Annotated in this window: 16 protein-coding genes and 1 pseudogene; 6 read left to right on the top strand and 11 right to left on the bottom strand. The window is 39.5% G+C overall.

What is annotated here, in order from left to right:
* Positions 1-106 precede the first annotated feature (106 nt).
* From ABIN91_RS10525 to ABIN91_RS10535, 3 genes are all read right to left on the bottom strand, one after another.
* The gene (locus ABIN91_RS10525; protein WP_348051056.1) at positions 107-280 is read right to left on the bottom strand and encodes a hypothetical protein; all 174 of its coding nucleotides are present in this window, start codon (positions 278-280) and stop codon (positions 107-109) included.
* 67 nt (positions 281-347) lie between these two features.
* Complete coding sequence (locus ABIN91_RS10530) at positions 348-488, bottom strand: hypothetical protein (RefSeq protein ID WP_348051057.1); 141 nt, start codon at positions 486-488, stop codon at positions 348-350.
* Between the two features lie 56 nt (positions 489-544).
* A complete protein-coding gene (locus tag ABIN91_RS10535; protein WP_348051058.1) occupies positions 545-685 on the bottom strand; it encodes a hypothetical protein in 141 nt (46 codons plus the stop codon).
* A gap of 214 nt (positions 686-899) precedes the next feature.
* Here ABIN91_RS10535 and ABIN91_RS10540 point away from each other — a divergent pair, with 214 nt between their 5' ends.
* Positions 900-2339 (top strand): tetratricopeptide repeat protein, encoded by a 1440-nt coding sequence (locus tag ABIN91_RS10540; protein WP_348051059.1) that lies wholly within the window; start codon positions 900-902, stop codon positions 2337-2339.
* A gap of 9 nt (positions 2340-2348) precedes the next feature.
* On the opposite strand, the gene ung is transcribed toward ABIN91_RS10540, so the two are convergent.
* Positions 2349-3026 (bottom strand): uracil-DNA glycosylase, encoded by a 678-nt coding sequence (ung, locus tag ABIN91_RS10545; RefSeq protein WP_348051060.1) that lies wholly within the window; start codon positions 3024-3026, stop codon positions 2349-2351.
* 69 nt (positions 3027-3095) lie between these two features.
* Between ung and ABIN91_RS10550 the strand changes: the two genes are divergently transcribed.
* The gene (locus ABIN91_RS10550) at positions 3096-3647 is read left to right on the top strand and encodes a DUF2892 domain-containing protein (protein WP_348051061.1); all 552 of its coding nucleotides are present in this window, start codon (positions 3096-3098) and stop codon (positions 3645-3647) included.
* A gap of 59 nt (positions 3648-3706) precedes the next feature.
* Here the strand turns inward: ABIN91_RS10550 and ABIN91_RS10555 are convergent, their stop codons facing one another.
* From ABIN91_RS10555 to ABIN91_RS10565, 3 genes are all read right to left on the bottom strand, one after another.
* Positions 3707-3910, bottom strand: a complete 204-nt coding sequence (locus ABIN91_RS10555; protein ID WP_348051062.1) for a hypothetical protein — start codon at positions 3908-3910, stop codon at positions 3707-3709.
* A gap of 126 nt (positions 3911-4036) precedes the next feature.
* Positions 4037-5776 (bottom strand): lysine--tRNA ligase, encoded by a 1740-nt coding sequence (gene lysS / locus ABIN91_RS10560; RefSeq protein ID WP_348051063.1) that lies wholly within the window; start codon positions 5774-5776, stop codon positions 4037-4039.
* 66 nt (positions 5777-5842) lie between these two features.
* Positions 5843-6187, bottom strand: coding sequence for a hypothetical protein (locus ABIN91_RS10565; RefSeq protein WP_348051064.1), 345 nt, complete (start codon positions 6185-6187; stop codon positions 5843-5845).
* 89 nt (positions 6188-6276) lie between these two features.
* On the opposite strand from ABIN91_RS10565, the gene ABIN91_RS10570 reads away from it, so the two are divergent.
* Complete coding sequence (locus ABIN91_RS10570) at positions 6277-6612, top strand: DUF1801 domain-containing protein (protein WP_348051205.1); 336 nt, start codon at positions 6277-6279, stop codon at positions 6610-6612.
* On the opposite strand, the gene ABIN91_RS10575 is transcribed toward ABIN91_RS10570, so the two are convergent.
* Together ABIN91_RS10575 and ABIN91_RS10580 are read right to left on the bottom strand one after the other, a co-directional pair.
* Positions 6609-7535: a metallophosphoesterase gene (locus tag ABIN91_RS10575; RefSeq protein WP_348051065.1), complete on the bottom strand. Its 927-nt coding sequence runs from the start codon at positions 7533-7535 to the stop codon at positions 6609-6611. The genes ABIN91_RS10570 and ABIN91_RS10575 overlap by 4 nt on opposite strands.
* A 3-nt stretch (positions 7536-7538) precedes the next feature.
* Positions 7539-9452, bottom strand: a complete 1914-nt coding sequence (locus ABIN91_RS10580; protein ID WP_348051066.1) for a long-chain fatty acid--CoA ligase — start codon at positions 9450-9452, stop codon at positions 7539-7541.
* Positions 9453-9600: 148 nt separating this feature from the next.
* Here ABIN91_RS10580 and ABIN91_RS10585 point away from each other — a divergent pair, with 148 nt between their 5' ends.
* Positions 9601-10167, top strand: coding sequence for a hypothetical protein (locus ABIN91_RS10585; protein ID WP_348051067.1), 567 nt, complete (start codon positions 9601-9603; stop codon positions 10165-10167).
* A 68-nt stretch (positions 10168-10235) separates the two neighbouring features.
* Positions 10236-10558: pseudogene (locus ABIN91_RS10590) on the top strand (DMT family protein).
* Between the two features lie 195 nt (positions 10559-10753).
* On the opposite strand, the gene ABIN91_RS10595 reads toward ABIN91_RS10590, so the two are convergent.
* A complete protein-coding gene (locus tag ABIN91_RS10595; RefSeq protein WP_348051068.1) occupies positions 10754-13612 on the bottom strand; it encodes a prolyl oligopeptidase family serine peptidase in 2859 nt (952 codons plus the stop codon).
* Positions 13613-14104: 492 nt separating this feature from the next.
* Between ABIN91_RS10595 and ABIN91_RS10600 the strand changes: the two genes are divergently transcribed.
* Positions 14105-14650: a hypothetical protein gene (locus ABIN91_RS10600; protein ID WP_348051069.1), complete on the top strand. Its 546-nt coding sequence runs from the start codon at positions 14105-14107 to the stop codon at positions 14648-14650.
* 70 nt (positions 14651-14720) lie between these two features.
* Here the strand turns inward: ABIN91_RS10600 and ABIN91_RS10605 are convergent, their stop codons facing one another.
* Complete coding sequence (locus tag ABIN91_RS10605) at positions 14721-17654, bottom strand: insulinase family protein (protein WP_348051070.1); 2934 nt, start codon at positions 17652-17654, stop codon at positions 14721-14723.
* Positions 17655-17860 lie beyond the last annotated feature (206 nt).

Here is a 17860-nt window from a genome sequence, read left to right on the forward strand (position 1 = left end):
CTACCGAATTTTCTTTAGTGCAAGAAGAAACTAAACCTGTTGTAAGTATTGCGAATGCTATGATGATGAACTTTTTCATGTTTGTAGTTTTTAAGGGGTTTTAATATTAGGGATGAACGTAAGTAGAATCAGAACCATTGTAATCTCCAACTCCTAATTCAGATTTATCGGCAACGATAGTTGTTTTTGCTTTAGCTGGTGCTACAGAGTTGTCTTTAGTGCAAGAAGAGATTAAACCTGTTGTTGCTGCTAATAATGCTATAATGATGAACTTTTTCATGTTTGTATGGTGTGTGTAATGTATTACTGTTTGTTAAATGGGGATTCAGTTTGTATTATTTATTAGATCAGTCTCCAACGCCTAATTCAGATTTATCGGCAACGATAGTTGTTTTTGCTTTGGCCGGTGCTACCGAATTTTCTTTAGTGCAAGAAGAAACTAAACCTGTTGTAAGTATTGCGAATGCTATGATGATGAACTTTTTCATGTTGTTTATTTACTGTTTGTTAAATGGGGAATCAGTTTGTATATGTTTAATTAAAATCAATCTCCAACGCCTAATTCAGATTTATCGGCAACGAAAGTTGTTTTTGCTTTGACCGGTGCTACTGAATTTTCTTTAGTACAAGATGTTGCGATACTTGTGATGAAAATAGCTAAAATAAGTACAAAAAATTTATTCATAAAATGTTAATTATAAATCCGTTACTGATGTTACCTTGACAATTACTTGATGCAAATATAAATTTAAATTTTCATCTTCCAAAATTTTTTTTGTAATTTTGTGCCTTTTTTATTTTGATGTATTTTATCTACGTATTGTAACTTATAATGTAATCCTCCGTATAAAACTAATTATTTTATTTGTTTCAACCGTTCAATATACTACTTTTATTTAATGAAAATAAAATGCTTTTACCTATTGTTGGTAATTTCAATATTTGCACTCCCGATTTATGGAATTGGTATACAGGATAAAAACAATCCCGATTCTACTCAAATCACTCTACAAAATAAGCGTGCCTACGATAATCGGTTAACTGATCCGGAACTGACTGTAAAACAGGCCAAAAGTATTCTTGTTTTAGCTCAGAAAATAAATTTTACGAATGGTGAAGCAGAAGCTAACCGTGTAATTGGAATAGGTTATAGCTACTTAAGTCAGCCAGATACATCACTTAGTTATTACTTAAAAGCATTAGCTCTTTTTCAAGGCAACAACAACCAAAATGGTTTGGCGCGTGTTAATAATAATATTGGTAATTTGTATAAAGAGAGTGATTATGAAAAATCAATTGAATATTATACTGAAGCATTAAATATTGCAAAAAAGGTAAGAGATGAGGATTTGATAGCTACAATTTACCTCAATTTTGGTAATATTTATTATCGCAAGAAGAACTTTAACCAAGCCTTGGTTTTTTATAATCAAAGCAGTGATTTGTTTACCAAGCTGAATAATACTACAAATATGATTCAGTGTTTGCAAAATAAAGGTGTTGTTTATTTTAAAAAAGGTGATCTGGATACGGCTCAAAGTTTATTGTTACAAGCCAATATAAGGGCAAAAGACAAAGATTTGAACACAGCTGTAGCAAGTATCAATTTAACCTTAACATCGCTATTTGTACAAAAAGGCTTATTTGCAGAAGCTGTGAAATATTTACAGGAAGGTTTAACCTATGCACGACTGGTTAAGAGTACTAAACTGGAATACGATTATAAAATAACTACGTATGAGCTTGAACTTAAACGGAAGGATTACAAAGCGGCACTTTTTAGCTTAATGGATATTAATAAATCTGACAGCATAAATAATAAAAGCAATGAATCTATTAAGCTCAACTTACTCAATGTGCAATATAAGCAAACCGAGAATCAGCATAAAACCGAATTATTGGTTGCGCAGCAAAACAGGCAACAAATATTATTTTGGGCTACAATATTAGTTGCCGGTTTACTTTTAGTAGTTATATTTTTGTTGATAAGCAATGTTAACCGTAAAGCTAAAACCAATAAACACCTTACCGAGCTTAACGAAAAAGTAACTGAGCAAAAAGAGAACCTAAATCAGATCAATCATCACCTTGAAGAGATCATTGACGAAAGAACAAAAGATCTGCAGGTGAAAAATAAGAAACTGGCTGATTACTCATTGCATCTTTCGCACCAGATACGCGGGCCTATCGCTACATTAAAGGGCTTGCTTAATTTGGAAAAAGATAAACTGATAGAGCAAGACGAGTGCATTAAACTCATGAATAAATGTGTATCCGAAATTGATGACAACATTATTGATATGAGCGGTATGTTGCACGAATCAGCTAAGAAAGTTTAAGCTAATTGGTTAATGTATTTGCCAGTTGATAGGCTTTTTGCCTTCTTTTCTTAATATCTCATTAGTTTTTGAAAACGGATGACTGCCAAAAAAACCGTTGTATGCGGAGAACGGTGATGGATGTGCCGATTTAATGATGAAGTGTTTTTTATCATCTATCAGCCCAGCTTTGGCTTGTGCGAATTTGCCCCATAGTATAAATACAATACCTTCTTTGTCTTTTGATATCTCACTGATCACTTTATCGGTAAAGTTTTCCCATCCAAATTTTTGATGGGAGCCAGCAGTGCTCGCACGTACAGTTAATGTTGCGTTAAGCAGTAACACACCTTGCTCGGCCCATTCGGTTAAATCGCCATGGTTGGGTATTTTAAAGCCGGGGATATCGGTTTGCAGTTCTTTATATATGTTTTGGAGTGATGGTGGTGGGGCAATTCCTTTTTGTACAGAAAAGGATAAACCATGTGCCTGGTTAGCGCCATGGTAAGGGTCTTGTCCTAAAATAACAACTTTCAGATCTGTAAAAGGCGTTTTCCAGAAAGCGTTAAAAATGTCTTTCCCTTTTGGATATATGGTGTGCCCAGCGTCTTTCTCTTCCTTTAGATATTTTTTAAGTTTAAGCATGTAATCCTGCTCAAATTCGGTTTCTAAAACTTTTAGCCAGGACGGTTCTAAATCAATTGACATAAATGTATTTTACTGTTGGTTAGCAATGCAAATAAACAGATATTTGCAGCGTTTATAAAAATACAAATTATGTCAAATATTGTTCGTTTAATTATTGCCTGCGTTGTTTTTGGTGCAGCTGTTGCCATGTCGGTTTTTGGATTGTGGGGATGGGGGATACTTGTTTTCTTTATCGGAGGCTTAATACTGCTTACTTTCTTTTTAAACGAGAACATGCTTATTGCCCAATATTTTTTACGGAAAGAAAATATTGCCAAATCTGAAGAGTGGTTATTGAAGATAAGCGACTACGAAAATCAATTATATAAAGGCCAGCATGGTTATTATAACCTGTTGATGGGGTTGATAGAATCGCGCAAAGCACCGCTAAAGTCAGAGAAGTATTTTAAAAAGGCTATTGCATTAGGTATGAAAATGTCGCATAACATTGCTTTGGCTAAATTAAGCCTTGCTGGCATAGCTATGGCAAAGCGTAATAAGCGCGAAGCCCAAATGTATTTACAGGAAGCAACAAAAGCCGATACCAATAAAATGCTGACCGACCAGATCAAAATGATGAAGCAGCAAATGGCCCAAGCCGAAAAGCAGCAGGTAGTGCGTGGCGGTAGACCACAGTTTTAATACAAAGAATTGTACAATAAAAAAGCCGGTGTATTGCAATTAGCATAACATCGGCTTTTTTATTTATCGTCTAAATGGCTGTAGTAGTCGGGGCTGCGTAGTACCATATCGTTTGAGTTTTGATCCGTTATTGGATAATCCTCTTTCGGATTTGATACCTCAACTATTTTGAGCAGGTTGCGGATGAATGAAACATCAAACTTGCTACGGCTAAATTTAATGAGATACTCATTTTCGGTAATTTCAAGACTGGTGTTTATCATAACAATTGCATTTTATGAATTATAAATGTAGAGATTCATAAACACACAAAAGTTTTGCCGGAATTAAGTTTCGGTTAAGCTTTTGTAAACAAGCTTTCAAGATGTGTTGAAAACGTTTGTGGAAAACTATGAAAACCAGTTCATTACCATTTCTTTTACAGGCATTGTGATGTCCAGTTTTAGCTTTTTACGCATCCCGCCAAGGTCGTTAAATACCTTGTTGGGGTTAGCTGCTTTTAGCTGCTGAATGGTATCAAACCCCATTTTCTTTAATACCGGAATCCATTCTTCGGGAACACTTGCTTCTGTAAATTCAAGAGCCTGATCTGCTTCGTTTTTGATGTTGTTGATGATGGTTGCCTCTGGGCGCATTTGAGGGAAGAAAAGCACTTCCTGAATGGTGGTTTGATTAGTCATCAACATCACCAAACGATCTATACCGATACCCAAGCCTGATGTTGGCGGCATGCCATATTCCAGAGCACGCAGAAAATCATCGTCCATAGCCATCGCTTCTTCATCGCCACGGCCAGCTAATAGCAATTGCTCTTCAAAGCGTTCACGCTGATCGATAGGGTCGTTCAACTCGCTGTAGGCGTTGCCGATCTCTTTTCCCATTACAAATAATTCGAAACGCTCAACCAGGCCTTCCTTGCTGCGGTGTTTTTTGGCAAGCGGGGTCATTTCGATAGGGTAGTCGGTAATGTAGGTTGGCTGGATGAGGTGTTCTTCAACTTTGGCGCTGAAGATCTCGTCAACGAGTTTGCCTTTGCCCATCGTAGCATCAACTTCGATATTTAGGTTTGTACAAACTTCGCGCAAACCTTCTTCGTTCATTTCTGATACATTGATGCCTGTATATTTCAGGATGCTATCGTACATGGATAATTTTTCGTACGGACCTTTAAAGTTGATATCGTGCTCACCAACTTTAATGGTTGTTTTACCGTGAACGGCTAAGGCTACCTTCTCTAAACAATCCTCAACCATTTTCATCATCCAGATATAGTCTTTATAGGCTACGTATATCTCAACCGATGTAAACTCGGGGTTATGGGTACGATCCATACCCTCATTACGGAACATTTTGCCGAACTCGTAAACACCATCAAAACCGGCTACTATTAATCTTTTTAAATATAATTCGTTGGCTATGCGCAGGTATAAGCCCATGTCCAACGTGTTGTGATGCGTTTTAAACGGCCTTGCAGCAGCGCCGCCGTGAACGGCTTGTAGTATTGGTGTTTCTACTTCCATCCAACCTTCGCTATCAAAAAAGTTCTGCATGGTGCGGATCACTTTGGAGCGGTTGATGAAGATCTGTTTATACTCCGGATTAACGGTTAGATCAACATAGCGTTGGCGATAGCGCAATTCCGGGTCGGTAAAGGCATCGTGTATGGTACCATCTTCTTCGCGGCGAACTACCGGTAGTGGTTTTAATGATTTTGATAGGATGGTTAATTCCTGAACGTGTAATGAGGTTTCGCCGGTTTGGGTAGTGAACACGTATCCTTTAACGCCGATGAAATCGCCTAAGTCTAACAGTTTTTTGAAAACTGTGTTGTACATGGTTTTATCTTCGCCGGGGCAAATATCATCGCGTTTAATGTAGATCTGCAAACGACCGGTAGAATCCTGCAATTCGGCGAACGACGCGCTGCCCATAATACGGCGGCTCATGATGCGACCAGCTACAACTACTTCCTTGTAAGCATCGGGTTTATTCGGAAAATTGGCTAAAATATCCTTTGCGTTGGCATTTACGTTAAATGCTTCGGCAGGATAGGGGTTGATGCCTAAATTGCGTAATTGCTGCATCGCCTCGCGGCGAAATATTTCCTGTTCGGATAGTCCAATGCTCATAGCTGAAAGCGCGTTATTTTAAAAGATTGCAAAAGTAAGATTTTATGGGGAGAGTTGGGAATGTTGTTAATAGTTTTGATAAGGATAGGAGGTGGTTTGGCGTTTTTTGTTTCTGTAGTAAGATATCGCCGCAAATACAATCGCTATTAAAGGTGTACATGCGACAGTTATGAAAAAGCCGCACATCATTACCCCAGCTTCGCCGGTAACACAATGTATTTCATTTTTTTTCCATTGAATCTGACTACATAACAAAGAAAAGGCACTGATAGAAAGAATAATACCCAGAACGAATGCTAACAAAGCTATAATACCTAAATGTAAATTAATCTTAGCTTTTAACTTCAAAGTACTAAGGATTACCTGAATTATTGGAGCCAGAAAGATCATTAATAAAGCAAAATAGCCCATATGATATTATTGATTTACAATTAATACCATCTGTGCCAAAAGGTAACCTATAGTTTGTGTAACGATATTATCTATATTAGTTACGTGATATAGATAATTACTTTAATGATAAACCTGAACCAACAAAAAATTGCCTGCTGTTTTTGCGTGAGTTTATTTTAGCTCACAATTCCGCGATAACCGAAGCCTGGAAATACAGAATGCCTTTTTACTGCTATAAAGGTAAAATGCTTTTCTATTTGTGGACAAACAAAACAACCGGGCAACCTTATATTGGTTTTGTGGATGGTAAGCTGATGGAGCACCCCGAGCTTATAATAGAAAAGCGTGCCCGGATGAAAATAATGATGGTTGATCCATTACTGGATATGCCGGGAGGAACGTTGACAGAGTTACTTGCTATCGCCTTAGCACTGCGCAATTAGCCATAATTAATTATTTCTCTTTTACAGGTACCATCTTCATGAAAATCGAAAACCGCGTAAGCTGGATCAAATTCCTGAAAAGGTCCGCTCCACCAATCGCCGGATATAGCGCCATTGCAATAATAATTGATGCCGTGGTAATGTACCTCATCCTGCAAATGAATATGACCACTTAAAGCCGTTTTAATATTGGGGTATTTGTTAAATAACTTTTTAAGGGCGAAAAAATCGGAGTGCATCAAATTACGTTTAAGCAGCAGATCGCCGTTGGCTTCGTTCTTGTTAAAAAACAAACCCGCACAGATAGACAGAATAGGAATGTGGGAAACCAAACAGATATGCTCTGAAGACGGTATCGCGGCCAGTTTGTTGCTTAACCAAGTGAACTGTGCCTCGTCAATTTTACCGATGTAACCGCCGGCAGGATTGTTTTGCACACTATCCAGAATTATAAAATTCCAGTTTTCTTTTTTTAAATGGTAATAACGCTCCTGCATTTTGAGCTCTTTTAGCGGCCAGTTTTTACCGTAAAGCGGATCGCTTGTATCGGGTGTTTTTTGGAACCATCCATATACGTCGTGGTTGCCGATGCAGGGATAAACGGTTAGTTTATTGTTGGCATCCATAATGGAATGATACAACTCCCACTGCTTTTGCACCGATTCTTTACTCGCCGCGAGGCCGTCCATAATGCAATCACCGCCATTGATAATAAATTCGGCCTTCGGTTTTAAATTTTGTACGTGTTGAATTGCCTTAGCCATTCCAGCTTCGGGCACAGCGCCGGGTTTTACATGGATATCAGAAATAAAGGCAAAGCGGAAGCTCTTTTTTGGGGCATAACTTTTGGCTGTGAGTATTTCGGGCATCATCGAAACACCGGTGGCCAGCAATCCTGATCGTAGAAAGTCTTTTCTTTTCATTGCTTAATCCGCCTCAGTTTCCTGTAAATACATTTCGTCGATAGCTCCGGCGTATTTCTTTTCTATCACCTTACGCTTGGCCTTCATGGTTGGGGTTATTTCACCTTCATCCATGCTGAACGGGTTGAGTTTTACCTTAAAGTTTTTAATACGCTCAAACTTAGCTAACTCATTGCTATACTTGCGGATATCCTGATTGATCCAGTCGATAATAGCAGGATCGTTAATGAAGAGTTCAGGCTTTTCAAAATAAGCGTTATCCAGTTTAAAAACTTCCTGCAAAGTTTCCCTTGCCGGGATGATGATAGCGGTAATGTATTCGCGCTTATCGCCAATTAAAAATACGCCTTCAATTTTAGGGCTTTTTAAATAGGTGTTTTCAACCGGGGTTGGGTAAACATTTTTACCGTAGGCGTTTACCAGCATGTTTTTAAGCCTGTCGGTAATTTGGAGGTTGCCTTTAAAAAATCGGCCGATATCGCCGGTATGGAACCATCCTTCGGCATCAATGGCTACGGCGGTTTCCTGTGGTTTGTTCCAGTAGCCCTTCATTACGCAATGGCCACGAACGATGATCTCGCCTTCTTCGCTCTGATAGGCGGGGTTGAATGATTCGTGAGTTTGGATGGTATGGATATGGCCTGTTTCTACATTTTGAATTGCTACTTCAATGCCGGGAATAATCCGGCCAACGGTACCATAAACCTGACGGTCGTATTCGGTAACCGACATAACCGGTGAGGTTTCGGTTAAGCCGAAACCCTCTAATATTTTGATTCCCAGATCGCCAAAAAACTCGCCGATGTTTTTGGGTAAAGCGCCACCGCCTGATATCATGAATTTTAAGCGGCCGCCTGTTTTTTCTTTGATCTTACTGAAAACCAACTTCTCGGCCAGTTTGTGTTGTTGTGATAACAGGAAGCCCGGTTTTTTACCGGCTTCGTTAACCAATCTGTATTTTTTGCCGATCTCTAAAGCCCAAAGGAAAATTTTGGTTTTGGCGCCTCCGGCTGATGTTCCGTTTTTGATGGCTTTATCGTGGATGCGTTCCAGTAAGCGGGGTACGCAATTCATTACGGTTGGGCGTACTTCGCCCATGTTTTTGGCGAGCAGCTCTAAGCTTTGCGCGAAAGCTATTTTACAACCCGCTGCTAAACAAACGTGATAGGTTGCAGTGCGCTCGAAAACATGAGATAACGGCAAGAAAGATAAGAAGGTTTCATTCTGATCGATAACCGGGATCTGATCTAAGCATACCCGTACATTTTCCACCAAATTGGAGTGGGTTAACATTACTCCTTTAGGTGTTCCGGTGGTGCCTGATGTGTAAATTAAACAGGATAGATCAGATGGTAATATCGCTTCGCGGGCTGCATTGATTGCGGTGCTGTATTTGGTTACGCATTTCAGGCCTTCGGTTATTAAGTCGGTAAAGCCAATTACACCTGCATTCAGGTTTACTTTATCGGTGTGTTTACCAAAATCGTCAAACGCGGGGATGATGCGCATCAGATCTGGGCAGTTGTTGGCTATTTTGAGTACCTTTTTCAATAGGAAAGGATTCCCTACTAATATGGATTTCGCGCCAGAATCATTCAGAATGTATTCAATATCAGCCTCCGAAAGGGTGGGATAGATGGAGGTGTTTACCGCGCCTATCTGCTGTAAAGCCTGATCGTAATAAACGTAATCGGGCCCGTTATCAATGATGAGGGCCAGCCTGTCGCCCTTTTGAATACCGATATCGAGGAAATAGGCCGATACTGCGTCAATTTTATCCAAAGCTTCGCGGTAGGTTATCTCAACCCAATCGTTACCAACTTTGTGTATCAAAAAGGTGTTGGTTTCGGGATGTATGTTGGCTACCGTGTTGCGGATAAGTTTAGGGACGGTTGATTGTGGTGCTACCGGGTTCATTCAATATTGGTTTATTAAGCAGAACAAATTTATATTATTTAACAGAATTACGAAATGTGGAATATGAGGATGAAATAAAAGAGTTTGCCGAGCGGGGTTTTAATGCAAACAAAGCAGTATAATTGTTGTATAGATAAATAATGACCTTATGAAAGCCTTTAAAGCTATATTTTTCCTGTTTATTTTAGCCGCGGTTTACGTGGGATGTGTTAGTGATTCCAAAAAGATTGCTGCGGATAAAACTGTGGCTGTTGTTTCACCCAAAATTGTAAGCGGGGATTTTAACGGTGATGGGAAACAAGAAACTGCAACGCTGATAAAACCACAATTGAACAAAGAGGGAACTGCTTGCTTAGATAACAATTGTATGGCATTTATCCGTTTTTCGGACACCACTATTCACCCTATATCTATAAAGCATTGTATTGGTGGCACACCTGATAATCTGGGCGATCTGAATGGCGATGGCAGAGATGAATTGGGTATTCTGCCTGATTGGTTTACAAGTTGCTGGCGCGATTACGAGGTTTACAGTTATAAAAATAATGAATGGATAAAACCGGTTGCCCCCATACCAACGCATTGCAACCAATGGGAAGCGAAGGTTAAGCCTATTGAAAAGGATTCGTTAAACAAGGGGTATGTTGTGATACGATACAGCGAAATGGTGAAGGATTCCATCAAAACCAAATCAAAAATTGTATCTATAAAATAAAGCAAACGGATAAGATTGTAATGCGTGGATTGAGAACTATTATCTTCCTGATCATATCAAATACCTTTATGACGTTTGCCTGGTATGGGCACCTTAAGTTTAAAGAATGCACCTGGGGTAAAAGTTTGGGATTGTTCTCCATCATTATCATAAGCTGGGGCTGGCATTTTTTGAATACCTTTTTCAGGTTCCGGCTAATGAGGGCGGGTTTAAAGGAAACGGCGGTCCGTTTACGCTGGTGCAGTTAAAAACTATACAGGAAGCTATTACGCTTATTGTTTTTATGATATTCAGCCTTGTGTTTTTTAAAAACGAGAAGCTGGGCTGGAACCATTTAGCAGGCTTTGGTTTAATTGTAGCCGCTGTGTTTGTGATATTTAAAAAGTGGTAAGTTAAATGTAGTGGTTAATTAACGTTATTTAACATTCAGGAAATATACGATGATGTAACTTTACGGTACCAAACGTATTTAGTCAATCATTAAAATCTCGTTCTTTATTTGATAAATAAATAAGGTCAGTTAATACACAAAGGGAAGGCAATGTGCCTTCCCTTTGTGTTTAATAAGGATTATTACGATTGGAAGTTATTTATCTAACTCAAATCCCCATTCTTTACCTTTTTGAGTAGCTGGCAGGCCTTTGCTCATCCAAACAGGCATTGGTGCTCCCTTTAAAAAGTGATCAAAAAATTGCTGTTCGCGTATTTGAATGTCTTTCCGGTTTTGACGGAGTACCAGGTTATGTGCTTCACCATTGTACACCAACAGCCAAACCGGTTTATTTAACCTGCGTAAACCATTAAAAAGCTCAATACCCTGGTACCACGGTACGGCGCCATCGGCATCGTTACTCATAATGGTTAGTGGTGTTTGCACTTTGGGCAATTGGAACAATGGTGAGTTTTGAATATACAGTTCCGGCTTATCCCATAAGGTGGCACCTATGCGGCTCTGTGTTTTTTCGTATTGAGATTCACGGCTGTTACCACTTTCCCAGCGGATACCGCCGTAGGCGGATGTCATGTTGGCTACAGGCGCACCAGCCCATGCGGCAGCATACATATTGGTTTGGGTTATCAGGTACGCTACCTGGTAACCACCCCAGCTTTGGCCCTGAATACCGATGTGAGCGCCATCAACCCACGGATTTTTCTTTAATACTTCGATTCCAGAATTAACGTATTCAATTGCCGATGGACCTGGGTATCCGGTTTCGTAGCTGATATCCGGGGTGAAAACAAGGTAACCACGGCTAACAAAAAATGATATGTTGAGGCGCGATGGCGTAGGGGCAGGGGGGATATAGCTATATAATTTATCGGATATCTTTTCGTAGAAATAGGCTATCATGGGGTATTTTTTCTTCGGATCAAAATCTTCAGGTTTGTACAAGATTCCTTTTGATTTGTAGCCTTTAGGTGTTGTCCATTGTACCAGTTGGGCAGTACCCCAATTGTATTCGGCTTGTTGCGGGTTGATGGCGCTTAACCTGCTTTCTTTTTTTAGATTGTTTGAGACATACAGATCTGGTGAGTGCTGGTAACTTGATTTGGTATAAATCAAATTATCGGCTTGTTTGGCCTTTATTAAAACGCTGTACTCCATAGGGGCCATAACCATCTTTTCGGGTACCTTGTCACTACCTATGGTTTTGCGGTAATAGCCCCATTGCTTAGTTTCTTCGTTTTGAACGCGTAACCATACAGGTTGTTTTACAGGGATGAATTTTTGCTCGACGTTGGTGTTTGCATAGCGGAAGATCAGTTTTTCTTTACGCCCTAAGCCATTGGTAAAGTTTGTGGCCTTACCCGTTTCGGGGTCAAAGCTCCAGATATCATAACGATCGTTTATTAAAACGGCTTTATCATCTTCTGCCCAACCGGCTACTCCATAAGCATCCGGATCATCTGGTTTGTCGTTTAATTCGTCGCCAAACCTAATTCCTGTGGTAGCAGTAATATTGGTTTTCTTTTTGGTAGCTATATTGTAGGTATAGTAATTCTGATCTTTTGAATCAAACCAAAGCACATAGTTGCCACCCGGCGATATGCTGTATTGCCCGCTTAAGCGCTTATTAATGTGCACACGTTCGCCGGTTTTACTATCAATGATAAAAGCTTCTTTTAGCGTTTCGCCTTCCCACATGCCTTGCACACGTGCGCCGGTATCGGTTACACCCAAAACATATTGCGAGTTATTGTTATCGGGCACTAAAATGTTCTCGATATATTGATCACCTAATTGGATTAGTTTATTATCGCCTCCGGCAGGGTGAATTACCGCCAGAAAGCTGCGGCGTAAATCGCGCTGTAGGGTGTTTAACTGTTGTGATTGCAGATAGTCATCTTTATAGTTCCAGACATCCAAACGGGCAACTTCAAAATCAACTATGGTAGTATCAATAGGTTTGGGGATGGGTGCCGTCCCAAAAAATAAACTTGATCCATTTTTACTGAAATATACTTTACCATCGCCGCTAACGGCCCATTTGTTAAGCATGCCTGCTGATTTAGGGCCCGCAATAATTTGAGCTGTATCTTTAGTTACATCATAATAATAAAGTTTGTAGGGCTTAACTAAGGCCTTTTCGGGGGATTTTTCGGCGGTAAAGGCCAGTTGTTTGCCCTCATCATCGAAGGTTAAATTGCGATAAGTGCCATGGCCATTGCTAATTAGTTTGGCTTCATCTTTTTCAACATCATAAATATATACGCCGGGTTTGGTGTCTTTTTCTTTTGGCCCAACGGTTACCGCGAAAGTTACGTACTTGCCATTTTTGCTTAACGTATAGTCGGTTACAAATTTATAGGTGTGTTGCTTACCGCCGATGAGATTTTTAATAGTTAAATCGCCGCCTTCTTTATTAGCCGGGGCAACTGCATTGCCACCGCCCCGGCCACCACGACCACCGCGCGGTGCTGGTGCCGGAGTTACAGGTGCCCCCGGTAAACCCGGCGCGGCTTTTTTAGTAGTATCAACCGGTAAGTTGGCCAACCATGCTATTACAGAGGCTTTTTCTGCTATACGGAATGATTTTACGTTGGGTATTTTGTTGATCTCATGATTACCTAAAGTTAGAAAGCCCAAGGTGTCTTTTGGCATATCCTCAGGACTTTTCTTTTTGATTTTAGCCATGCGGGTATCCTTATAAAAAGGGTGAACCAAAAACACAGCGAATTTTGAGTCGCTGGTTAAACGAACGGTATCGGCACGGGGGACTATTAATTTGTTGTTCTTTTTAACATCGGTTATTACCAGATCGGCATCGCCTTGTTGTGGCTTTATAACGTACACTACCCATTTGCCATCGTCGCTAATGCGCTCGTTGCTTATGCTTTGCCAGGAATCGTACACAGAATGATCAAGCGGTTTTTTGGATGCTTTTTGCGCGAATGTTAAAGTTGCGCTGCTAATTAAAAAAGAAAAGATTAAGAATTTACGCATATGGTTTCAAAAGAGTCAATCAAGTACTAATATGCTAAAATTTAGTAGTTATTTGTGGTTATGTTAGTAAAATTATGATGTAGTATATGCTGAATTATACAGATAAAAATTGATGGGAAAGATGCGGAAACAATCAAATATTGTTAAAATAATAGGCTATCATGAAAATTGGTGTGCAGAAAATCAACCGGTTTTTACCGTTCTGGAAACACTTTTTACACAAAACAGGACACTTTTTTGTATTTAGATCTTTGAAATTATAGCTTGTCAACTCATAATAATTTGTTGGACTATAAAGTGTATTCAAAGTTGAATTATTACTGATAATCAGTGTTTAATAGCCTTTGTGTGGTTCTGTTTTGTGTTGATGGATTGTAATTTGAGCCTATTTTCCATGTTAAATGATCGTTACTGGCAGCATGTTTGAATATTGCTCCACGATCTTCACAATTTAATAGGATCATTATTTAATACTAACGAAAACACAATTTTATGAACACTTCAACAAAATGGATCGCATCAGCTGTAACAGCAGTTGCCATCTTTTTAGGATCAAATGTTAATGCTCAAACTGCAACTTCAAACCCTGGTGATATCTGGCGCTTAGGCGTTGGAGTGGAAGCAGGTGTGCCAACAGGAAACCGTAGCGATTTTTCGAAATTTGAATTGGGCGGTACCGCCAGGTTACAATATGATACCAGGTCAAACATATCATTGATGTTAACATCTGGTTATTACAACATGTTCGCTAAAGAGCAAACTGTAGGTACGGTAAAGGTATCTCCGGATAACGTAGGCATAGTGCCTGTTAAAGCTGGTATTAAAGCCTTTGCTACAAGCAACATATATTTTAGTGGCGAAGTAGGTGCCGGTTTTGAAACTAATTATGCAAAAAACACCAAATTGATTGTATCACCAGGCTTAGGCTATGCTAACGCAGGTGGTTTAGATATCGGTTTGCGTTACGAAAACTTCTCGGGCCAGAGTGATAATTATGGCTTGGTTGGTTTGCGTGTAGCTTATGGGTTTAAACTTTAATACCCAATAGTAATGTTGAATAAAAAAGCGGTGGATCTTTATCCACCGCTTTTTTTATGCTTAACTTAAATTAGTAACCAAATATGGTTTTCAAATCGAGCTTGGTTAATTCACCATACTTTTTCATATCATCTTCGGTAACCCGTTTGTCTGATGCTACAATACAGTAGGTATAAGCTTTATCTTTAAATTCTTTTTCGTGGAATGCCTTGATGTCTTTATAATCCAGTTTTCCCACGGTTTCGAAAGTGTTTTTACGAACATCGTAATCAATGCCCCGGCGTTTATTGGCTAAGTAATCAAACAAGATACCATCCTGTGTAATACGCTCAGTTTCTAACGATTTTACGATATTGTCTTTAGCCGATACTAGAACTTTTTGTGATTCCGGCATATCGGTTAACAACTCATTCATACCCTTAATGGCTTCGTTAAATTTATCGGCCTGGGTACCAACATAGGCGCGTATCAAATAACGATCGTCCTTTTTAGCCGGTTGAGAGTAGAAGGCGTAGGTTGAATAAGCCAGTGCTTTTGATTCGCGAATGGTTTGGAATACAATAGCGCTCATACCAGAACCAAAATAACCGTTAAATAACTCAACTGTTGGTGCTTGTGAGGGAGCGTAAACTTCTGAGTTTCTAACCCATTGAATTTCGGCCTGAACCATATCGTAGTTAGCAAACAGTACTTGTGATTTATCCTGATTTACTTTGTTAAATGTTAACGAAGCCGGGAATGGTTTAAACGTTGCCGGAACAGTATGCAACGGTTTTAAAGTAGCCGCGGCTTGTAAAGCGGTTTGTGGTCCGTAATATAGTATGGTATGGTTAAAATCGGCCAAACCGTGTAAAATATTGATCAAATCTGCTGATGTAACGGCTTCAAGTTCGGCATCGGTCAATACGTTGTTGTACGGGTTTTTAGCTCCATAAGTGGCATAACTAACCAATCCCGACATTATCGCGGCCTTATTTAACTTGGCGTTTTCACGCGATTTTTTAAGGCGTTGTTTTAAACCAGCCAAAGCGGCCTCGTCTGGTTTGCAATTGGCGATCAGGTTCTCGTACAAAGTTACCGATTTGCTGAAATTTTCCTGTAAGCCATCTATTCTAACGTTTGTTACTTCGGTACCGGTTGTGATGTTGAATGATGAAGCCAGTTTGTAAAACTCTTTGCTGATATCATCAGCACTCATTTTATCGGTACCTAAATATTGCAGGTATTGTGTAGCCAGGCTAAACAATTTATTGTTCCAGCTACCCATATTGTACTGGTAGTACAAGCGGAAGATGCTGTTATCCTTGTTTTGAACGGCAAGCAGGTCAACCGCGCCAACTTTGGCTTTCTGAATATCTTTATTATAATCTAACCAAACCGGTTTAACGCTATTTGCCGGAATAGCATCTACTGCTTTAAGGAATGGAGAAGCAGCCTCGCGGTTAACTTCAACAGCGGTGATGTGTGGTTTATCAACCTTAGTGATGTTCTTATCTTCGCCTTGGTGCTTGTAAACTATTACGTAATTACCAGTACCTAAGTATTTGTTGGCAAAGGCAACCATCTGAGCTTTGGTTATTTTAGTAAGCTCGCTTACGCTCGCTACATCATTACGCCAGTCGATGCCGGTTGTAAAATCATTCATCAGGTTATTGGCCCGTGATGTATAACCTTCGTTTTGCTGAATGGTATATTTTTTGGCATTAGCAGCTATTGATTGGATCAGATCATCTGCAAATTCGCCTTTCTTCAATTTTTCAATTTCAACAAGCATCAGGTCACGAACTTCGTCTAAAGACTGGCCCTTGATAGGATAACCGGTTAATTCGAGTGCACTGTAATCTTTTAAGATATCAGACCCGGCGCGTGCGCTTAACAATTTTTGTTTTTTGGTTAAGTCAAGGTCAAATAAACCTGCTTTGCTATTGGTCAGCATCGAACCAAGCAAATCCAGTAAACGTGCGTCGCGTGTGTTAGCGCCCGGGAAACGGTAAGCAATGGTCAGGTTTTCTGGGTTCGGGCCATAAACATCTCTTTTAATAGGAGCCACAATAGGCTTCTCGGCATCAAACTTATAAGCCGGAATTGGCTTGGGTTTCATGTAAGCAAATTTTTGATCTATCTTTTTCACCATAACATCCGGGTTAAAATCGCCAGACATAATTACCCCCATGTTATTAGGTACATAATAAGTATAGTAGTAATTGCGGATGTAGTTTAACGATGGATTTTTCAAATGCTCAACGGTGCCAATGGTAGTTTGTTTACCATAGTTATTATTAGGGAACAATGATTCGAAAAGCGCTTCGAAAACTTTTTCGTTATCGTTATCCAAACCGCGATTTTTCTCTTCGTAAACAGCTTCAAGCTCAGTATGGAACAAACGCAGTACCGGTTTTCTGAAACGCTCGGCCTGTACAGTTAAATACTTATCTACGGCTGATGATGGTACATCGTCGGTATAAACGGTTTGCTCAAAAGATGTAAATGCGTTAGTACCTTGGGCACCCATTGATGCCATCATTTTATCATACTCGTTGGCGATAGCGAATTTTGCCGCCTGGCCGGATACCTGATCTATCTGTTCGTAAATGGCTTTACGTTTAGCTTCATCGGTAGTTGAGTTGTATTGCTCATAAAGGGCATCAATTTTATCAAGCAATGGCTTTTCTTTGGCCCAGTCCAGGGATCCGTATTTGTCGGTACCTTTAAACATCATATGTTCAAGATAATGTGCCAAACCAGTATGGTTGGCCGGATCTGTTTTACTACCTGCCTTAACTGCTATGAATGATTGGATCCTTGGCGCTTTAGGGTTAGCACTTAAAATAACGGTTAAGCCATTTTTAAGTGTGTAAAAACGGGAGTGAGTTGGATCGCCGGTTACATACTTATATGTATACCCCCCGGATGTAGCCTGCTTCCATACAAATGGACTTTGTGCAAAGCTTGTAGCTGTACATAGGCTTAGAAAAAGTGAAACGCTGAGTTTTTTTATATTCATTGTTTTAGTTTTAAGGTTCTAAATATATTAAAATGCCCAAACAATAACTAAAATATAAGTTGTCAAATAAAAATTTGTCGAGGGGTATGATTGTAATATGGGTATTATTAAAAAAGTATAGTGTAATCAACCTGTGGTTGCTATAAATGTTAAAGAAAGTGAGTTTATTTTCAATTTTTGCTATTGTTTTTGATTAATTACTATAA

It is taken from the genome of Mucilaginibacter sp., assembly GCF_039921305.1.
Lineage (GTDB): Bacteria > Bacteroidota > Bacteroidia > Sphingobacteriales > Sphingobacteriaceae > Mucilaginibacter.

What these genes read in the sequence shown, in the direction of transcription:
- ABIN91_RS10595 (WP_348051068.1), bottom strand. Translation starts at nt 13,612, where the DNA reads ATGCGTAAATTCTTAATCTTTTCTTTTTTAATTAGCAGCGCAACTTTA.
- ABIN91_RS10580 (WP_348051066.1), bottom strand. Translation starts at nt 9,452, where the DNA reads ATGAACCCGGTAGCACCACAATCAACCGTCCCTAAACTTATCCGCAAC.
- ABIN91_RS10575 (WP_348051065.1), bottom strand. Translation starts at nt 7,535, where the DNA reads ATGAAAAGAAAAGACTTTCTACGATCAGGATTGCTGGCCACCGGTGTT.
- ung (WP_348051060.1), bottom strand. Translation starts at nt 3,026, where the DNA reads ATGTCAATTGATTTAGAACCGTCCTGGCTAAAAGTTTTAGAAACCGAA.
- lysS (WP_348051063.1), bottom strand. Translation starts at nt 5,776, where the DNA reads ATGAGCATTGGACTATCCGAACAGGAAATATTTCGCCGCGAGGCGATG.
- ABIN91_RS10555 (WP_348051062.1), bottom strand. Translation starts at nt 3,910, where the DNA reads ATGATAAACACCAGTCTTGAAATTACCGAAAATGAGTATCTCATTAAA.
- ABIN91_RS10600 (WP_348051069.1), top strand. Translation starts at nt 14,105, where the DNA reads ATGAACACTTCAACAAAATGGATCGCATCAGCTGTAACAGCAGTTGCC.
- ABIN91_RS10585 (WP_348051067.1), top strand. Translation starts at nt 9,601, where the DNA reads ATGAAAGCCTTTAAAGCTATATTTTTCCTGTTTATTTTAGCCGCGGTT.
- ABIN91_RS10535 (WP_348051058.1), bottom strand. Translation starts at nt 685, where the DNA reads ATGAATAAATTTTTTGTACTTATTTTAGCTATTTTCATCACAAGTATC.
- ABIN91_RS10605 (WP_348051070.1), bottom strand. Translation starts at nt 17,654, where the DNA reads ATGAATATAAAAAAACTCAGCGTTTCACTTTTTCTAAGCCTATGTACA.
- ABIN91_RS10530 (WP_348051057.1), bottom strand. Translation starts at nt 488, where the DNA reads ATGAAAAAGTTCATCATCATAGCATTCGCAATACTTACAACAGGTTTA.
- ABIN91_RS10525 (WP_348051056.1), bottom strand. Translation starts at nt 280, where the DNA reads ATGAAAAAGTTCATCATTATAGCATTATTAGCAGCAACAACAGGTTTA.
- ABIN91_RS10540 (WP_348051059.1), top strand. Translation starts at nt 900, where the DNA reads ATGAAAATAAAATGCTTTTACCTATTGTTGGTAATTTCAATATTTGCA.
- ABIN91_RS10565 (WP_348051064.1), bottom strand. Translation starts at nt 6,187, where the DNA reads ATGGGCTATTTTGCTTTATTAATGATCTTTCTGGCTCCAATAATTCAG.
- ABIN91_RS10550 (WP_348051061.1), top strand. Translation starts at nt 3,096, where the DNA reads ATGTCAAATATTGTTCGTTTAATTATTGCCTGCGTTGTTTTTGGTGCA.